We start from the raw sequence: 6,213 nt of genomic DNA, 5'->3' as shown, positions 1-6,213 counted from the left end.
ACCCGTCTGCAGGTCGAGCATCCGGTCACCGAGGAGGTCGCCGGCATCGACCTGGTCCGGGAGATGTTCCGCATCGCCGACGGCGAGGAACTCGGGTACGGCGATCCCGAACTGCGCGGCCACTCCTTCGAGTTCCGTATCAACGGGGAGGACCCCGGCCGCGGTTTCCTGCCCGCGCCCGGCACCGTCACCACCTTCGCCCCGCCCTCCGGCCCCGGCGTCCGCCTCGACGCCGGCGTGCAGTGCGGCAGTGTGATCGGCCCCGCGTGGGACTCCCTGCTGGCCAAGCTGATCGTCACCGGCCGAACCCGCGCCGAGGCGCTCCAGCGCGCGGCCCGCGCCCTCGACGAGTTCGAGGTCGGCGGGATGGCCACCGCCCTGCCCTTCCACCGCGCGGTGGTGCGGGACCTGGCGTTCGCCCCGGAGCTGACCGGTTCCGCGGACCCGTTCACGGTCCACACCCGGTGGATCGAGACCGAGTTCGTCAACGAGATCCCCGCCTTCACGGCCCCCGGGAACCCTGGTACCGGGACGGAGGAGGAACCGGGCCGCGAGTCCGTCGTCGTCGAGGTCGCCGGGCGCCGTCTCGAGGTGTCGCTGCCGTCCTCGCTGGGCACGGCGACGGCCCGCGCCGCACTCGGCGCGGGCGCCAGGCCGAAGCGCCGCGCCACCCGCAGGTCCGGCCCGGTCGCTTCCGGTGACACCCTCGCCTCGCCCATGCAGGGCACGATCGTCAAGGTCGCGGTCGAGGAGGGCCAGGAGGTCCGGGAGGGCGACCTCATCGTGGTCCTGGAGGCCATGAAGATGGAACAGCCCCTCAACGCCCACCGCTCCGGCACCGTCAAGGGCCTGAGCGCGGAGGTCGGCGCGTCCGTCACGTCGGGCGCCGCCATGTGTGACATCACCGGCTGATTCACGAGGGGATTCTCGGCGAATTCGCCATGGAACCGTGCGGTCCTCCGTAATTGTCTGCGGAATTCTGACCCGGTCTGACAATTACCTGACATTGGGAATATTGAAACCGCTCTCACCGCCCCGGATACTGAATAAGAGCTTTCGTCACCTGTCGTGTGGTGGGCCTCGAGGAGAGGGAAACGTATGTACAGCACGCTGATTGTGGCTCGGATGGAACCCGGGTCGAGCGTCGACGTGGCCAGGGTTTTCGGTGATTTCGACGACACGGAAATGCCGCACCGCATGGGAACGCGCCGGCGCCAGCTCTTCCAGTACCGGGGTCTGTACTTCCACCTCCAGGACTTCGACGCGGACAACGGCGGCGAGCTGATCCAGCACGCCCGGCACGACGCGCGCTTCGTACAGATCAGTGAGGACCTGAAGCCGTTCATCGAGGCGTACGACCCGGCCACCTGGCGCTCCCCTGCCGACGCGATGGCCACGCGCTTCTACAACTGGGAGGCGTCCGCGTGACCGGCCGACGAGTCGTCATCACCGGCATAGAGGTGCTGGCCCCCGGCGGTGTCGGGGCGAAGAACTTCTGGAACCTGCTGAGCGAGGGCCGCACGGCCACCCGCCGCATCAGCTTCTTCGACCCGAGCCCCTTCCGCTCCCGGGTCGCCGCGGAGATCGACTTCGACCCCGCGGAGCACGGACTGAGCCCGCAGGAGATCCGCCGGATGGACCGTGCCGCGCAGTTCGCGGTGGTCGCGGCCCGTGGCGCGGTCGCCGACAGCGGCATCGACCTCGACGCCCACGACCCGTACCGGGTGGGCGTCACCATCGGCAGCGCGGTCGGCGCCACCATGGGTCTCGACGAGGAGTACAACGTCGTCAGCGACGGCGGCCGGCTGCGCCTGGTGGACCACGCGTACACCGTCCCGCACCTGTACAACTACCTGGTTCCCAGCTCCTTCGCGGCCGAGGTCGCTTGGGCGGTGGGCGCGCAGGGTCCCAGCACGGTGGTCTCCACGGGCTGCACGTCCGGCATCGACTCGGTCGGCCACGCCGTCGAGCTGCTCCGCGAGGGCTCGGCCGACGTCATGATCACGGGTTCGTCCGACGCGCCGATCTCGCCGATCACGATGGCGTGTTTCGACGCGATCAAGGCGACGACGCCCAGGGACGACGACCCCGAGCGGGCCTCGCGCCCCTTCGACGGGACCCGCAACGGGTTCGTCCTCGGTGAGGGGGCCGCCGTGTTCGTCCTGGAGGAGCTGGAGAGCGCCCGGCGGCGCGGCGCGCACATCTACGCCGAGATCGCCGGGTACGCGACGCGCTCGAACGCGTACCACATGACGGGTCTGCGGCCGGACGGCGCGGAGATGGCCGAGGCCATCACGACCGCGCTGGCCGAGGCGAGGATGAACCCGACCGCGATCGACTACGTCAACGCGCACGGCTCGGGCACCAAGCAGAACGACCGCCACGAGACCGAGGCGTTCAAGCGCAGTCTGGGCGACCACGCCTACCGGACCCCGGTCAGCTCGATCAAGTCGATGGTCGGGCACTCGCTCGGCGCGATCGGTTCCATCGAGATCGCCGCGTCCGCGCTGGCGATGGAGAACCACGTCGTGCCGCCCACGGCCAACCTGACCACCCCCGACCCCAAGTGCGACCTCGACTACGTGCCGCTGGTCGCCCGGGAGCAGCTCACCGACGCGGTGCTCACGGTCGGCAGCGGCTTCGGGGGATTCCAGAGCGCCATGGTGCTGGCGCGTCCCGAGAGGAGCGTGGCATGACCACCACGGTGGTAGTGACCGGTCTGGGCATCGCCGCCCCCAACGGACTGGGCACGCAGGACTACTGGGCCGCGACCCGGACCGGCAAGAACGGCATCGGACGGGTAACCCGCTTCGACCCGTCGTCCTACCCGTCGACCCTGGCGGGCGAGGTGCCGGGCTTCGTCGCCGAGGACGTGCTGCCGAGCCGGCTGCTGCCGCAGACCGACCACATGACGCGGATGGCGCTGGTCGCCGCCGACTGGGCGCTCGCCGACGCGGGGATCGACCCGGCGCAGCTGCCGCAGTACGACATGGGCGTCGTCACGGCCAGTTCCTCGGGCGGCTTCGAGTTCGGCCAGGGCGAGCTGGAGAAGCTGTGGAGCCAGGGCAGCCAGTACGTCTCCGCGTACCAGTCCTTCGCCTGGTTCTACGCCGTCAACAGCGGTCAGATCTCCATCCGCAACGGGCTGAAGGGTCCCAGCGGCGTCATCGTCAGCGACGAGGCCGGCGGGCTCGACGCGGTGGCGCACGGCCGGCGGCTCATCCGCAAGGGCACCCCGATGATCGTCTCCGGGGGTGTCGACGCGTCGCTCTGTCCCTGGGGCTGGGTGGCGCAGATGGCCGGCGGCCGGCTGAGCACCAGCGACGAACCGACCCGCGCCTATCTTCCCTTCGACGCCGACGCGTCCGGCCATGTGCCGGGCGAGGGCGGCGCCATCCTGATCATGGAGTCGGCCGAGTCGGCGTGCGCGCGCGGCGCCCGGATCTACGGCGAGATCGCGGGGTACGGCTCCACGTTCGACCCACGGCCGGGCAGCGGCCGCGAGCCCGGTCTGCGCAAGGCGATCGAACTCGCCCTCGCCGACGCGGACGCGGCACCCGGGGACGTCGACGTGGTCTTCGCGGACGCGGCCGGCGTGCCGGAGCTGGACCGGATCGAGGCCGAGGCGATCTCGGCGGTCTTCGGTGTCCGGGGCGTCCCGGTCACCGCGCCGAAGACGATGACGGGCCGGCTGTACTCCGGCGCGGCTCCGCTCGACATCGCCACCGCACTGCTCGCCGTGGAGGAGGGACTGATCCCCCCGACGGTGCACGTCGACCCGGACGAGGAGTACGGACTCGACCTGGTCCTCACCCAGTCGCGGCCCGCCCAGGTGCGTACCGCGCTGGTCGTGGCCCGTGGCTACGGCGGCTTCAACTCGGCCGTCGTCGTCCGGGCCGTCGACTGACCGGACATCCCGTCTCCCGACGGGTCCGTCTCCCGACGGGTCCGTCTCCCGGAAGATCCACCGCCCGGAAGATCCACCGTCCGACCGATCCATCTCGACCTGGGAAGGAACCCACGTGTCCACTTCGGAATTCACCCTGGACGACCTGCGCCGCATCCTGCTGGAGGGCGCGGGCGTCGACGAGGGCGTCGACCTCGACGGCGACATCCTCGACGAGCCGTTCGAAGTCCTCGGCTACGAGTCGCTGGCCCTGCTGGAGACGGGCAGCCGCATCGAGCGCGAGTACGGGATCGTCCTCGACGAGGACCTGCTGACCGACGCCGACACCCCGCGCGCCCTCATCGAGGCCGTGAACCACCAGTTCGGCGCCGACGAGCCCGCCGCCGCCTGACCCCGACGGCTTTCCCGGGCCGGGCGAAACCTTTCACCGCATCCGAGCGGTGCCTCTCGTCCGGCCTGGGCCCACCGCAGACCGCACGCCACAGGGAGAGGAAACACATGTCAACGCTGGAGAAGCGGGTCGCTCTCATCACCGGGGCCACCAGCGGCATAGGTCTCGCGTCCGCCCGCGCGCTGGCCGCCGCCGGCCACCGGGTGTTCATCGGCGCGCGCAACGCCGACAACGTCGCCGAGACGGTCAAGACACTCCAGGACGAGGGTGCCGAGGCGGACGGCGGTGTCCTCGACGTCCGCGACCCGGCCTCGGCCGCCGCCTTCGTACAGGCCGCCGTCGACCGGTTCGGCACCGTCGACGTCCTGGTCAACAACGCGGGCCGGTCCGGCGGCGGTGTCACGGCCGACATCGAGGACGAGCTGTGGACCGATGTCATCGACACCAACCTGAACAGCGTCTTCCGGCTGACCCGGGAGGTGCTCAACAGGGGCGGCATGCGCCACAGCAGCCGTGGCCGGATCATCAACATCGCCTCCACGGCGGGCAAGCAGGGCGTGGTCCTGGGCGCCCCCTACTCCGCGTCCAAGCACGGCGTGGTCGGTTTCACCAAGGCCCTCGGCAACGAGCTGGCCCCCACCGGCATCACCGTGAACGCCGTCTGCCCCGGCTACGTCGAGACGCCGATGGCCCAGCGCGTGCGCGCCGGGTACGCGGCCGCCTACGACACCTCCGAGGACGCCATCCTCGAGAAGTTCCAGGCCAAGATCCCGCTCGGCCGCTACTCCACCCCCGAGGAAGTGGCCGGCATGGTCGCCTACCTCGCCTCCGACACGGCCGCCTCGGTCACCGCGCAGGCCATCAACGTCTGCGGCGGACTCGGCAATTTCTGAGCGGCCCGCCACCTGCGACCCCGTCACACCCACCCCGCCGGCTCCCCCACCGGCAGCCCGGACCCAGCCATGGAGAAGAAAGCGTCATGACGACCCGTGAGGTAGAGCACGAGATCACGATCGCCGCGCCCGCACCGGCCGTGTACCGGCTGCTGGCGGAGGTCACCAACTGGCCGCGGATCTTCCCGCCCACCATCCACGTCGACCAGGTCGAGCGGAACGGCTCCGAGGAGCGGATACGGATCTGGGCCACCGCCAACGGCGAGGCGAAGAACTGGACGTCGTACCGCGACCTGGACCCCGTGGGCCTGCGGATCACCTTCCGCCAGGAGATACCCGCCCCGCCGGTCGCGGCGATGGGCGGGACCTGGATCATCGAGCCGCTGGGGGAGAACGCCTCCCGGGTGCGGCTGTTGCACGACTACCGCGCGATCGACGACGACCCGCACGACCTGCTCTGGATCGACCAGGCCGTCGACCGGAACAGCCGCTCCGAGCTGGCCGCGCTGAAGGAGAACGTCGAGTTCGCGCACGCGGCGGAGGAGGTCACGTTCTCCTTCGAGGACACCGTCCTGGTCGACGGTTCGGCGAAGGACGTCTACGCCTTCATCAACGAGGCCCATCTGTGGTCCGAGCGACTGCCCCACGTCGCCACCGTCCGCCTGGAGGAGACCACCCCCGGCCTGCAGACCCTGGAGATGGACACCCGCGCCAAAGACGGCTCCGTCCACACCACCAAGTCCTACCGCGTGACCTTCCCCCACCACCGCATCACCTACAAACAGGTCACCCTCCCCGCACTGATGACCCTCCACACCGGCCACTGGACCTTCACCGACACCGACGAAGGCGTCACCGCCACCTCCCAGCACACCGTCACCCTCAACACCGACAACATCCACACCGTCCTCGGCCCCCGAGCCACCGTCACCGACGCCCGCCAATACGTCCACACCGCCCTGTCCACCAACAGCCGCGCCACCCTCACCCACGCCAAGGCCTACGCGGAGAGCAGGCGTTGA

General features: G+C 70.3%; 7 protein-coding genes. All 7 read left to right on the top strand.

Annotated elements, in window-relative coordinates:
* Nucleotides 1–912, top strand: a 912-nt coding sequence (locus ACFVTC_RS25225; RefSeq protein ID WP_390130537.1) for a biotin/lipoyl-containing protein, incomplete at its 5' end; no start/stop codon positions are given.
* Nucleotides 913–1,098: 186 nt separating this feature from the next.
* Nucleotides 1,099–1,428, top strand: a complete 330-nt coding sequence (locus tag ACFVTC_RS25220; protein ID WP_356271814.1) for a TcmI family type II polyketide cyclase — start codon at nt 1,099–1,101, stop codon at nt 1,426–1,428.
* Nucleotides 1,425–2,696 (top strand): beta-ketoacyl-[acyl-carrier-protein] synthase family protein, encoded by a 1,272-nt coding sequence (locus ACFVTC_RS25215; protein WP_390130535.1) that lies wholly within the window; start codon nt 1,425–1,427, stop codon nt 2,694–2,696. Before ACFVTC_RS25220 ends, ACFVTC_RS25215 begins: the two co-directional genes overlap by 4 nt.
* Nucleotides 2,693–3,907, top strand: coding sequence for a ketosynthase chain-length factor (locus tag ACFVTC_RS25210; RefSeq protein ID WP_390130533.1), 1,215 nt, complete (start codon nt 2,693–2,695; stop codon nt 3,905–3,907). Before ACFVTC_RS25215 ends, ACFVTC_RS25210 begins: the two co-directional genes overlap by 4 nt.
* A 115-nt stretch (nt 3,908–4,022) precedes the next feature.
* A complete protein-coding gene (locus ACFVTC_RS25205) occupies nt 4,023–4,298 on the top strand; it encodes an acyl carrier protein (RefSeq protein WP_168529085.1) in 276 nt (91 codons plus the stop codon).
* Between the two features lie 107 nt (nt 4,299–4,405).
* Nucleotides 4,406–5,191: a 3-oxoacyl-ACP reductase FabG gene (gene fabG, locus ACFVTC_RS25200; RefSeq protein ID WP_390130531.1), complete on the top strand. Its 786-nt coding sequence runs from the start codon at nt 4,406–4,408 to the stop codon at nt 5,189–5,191.
* Between the two features lie 86 nt (nt 5,192–5,277).
* Nucleotides 5,278–6,213, top strand: coding sequence for an aromatase/cyclase (locus tag ACFVTC_RS25195; RefSeq protein WP_390130530.1), 936 nt, complete (start codon nt 5,278–5,280; stop codon nt 6,211–6,213).

Source organism: Streptomyces sp. NPDC057950, assembly GCF_042887295.1.
Taxonomy (GTDB): Bacteria; Actinomycetota; Actinomycetes; order Streptomycetales; family Streptomycetaceae; genus Streptomyces; species Streptomyces kaempferi.
The sequence above is the reverse complement of the archived record's forward strand: the minus strand, read 5'-3'. Positions and strand labels throughout refer to the sequence as shown.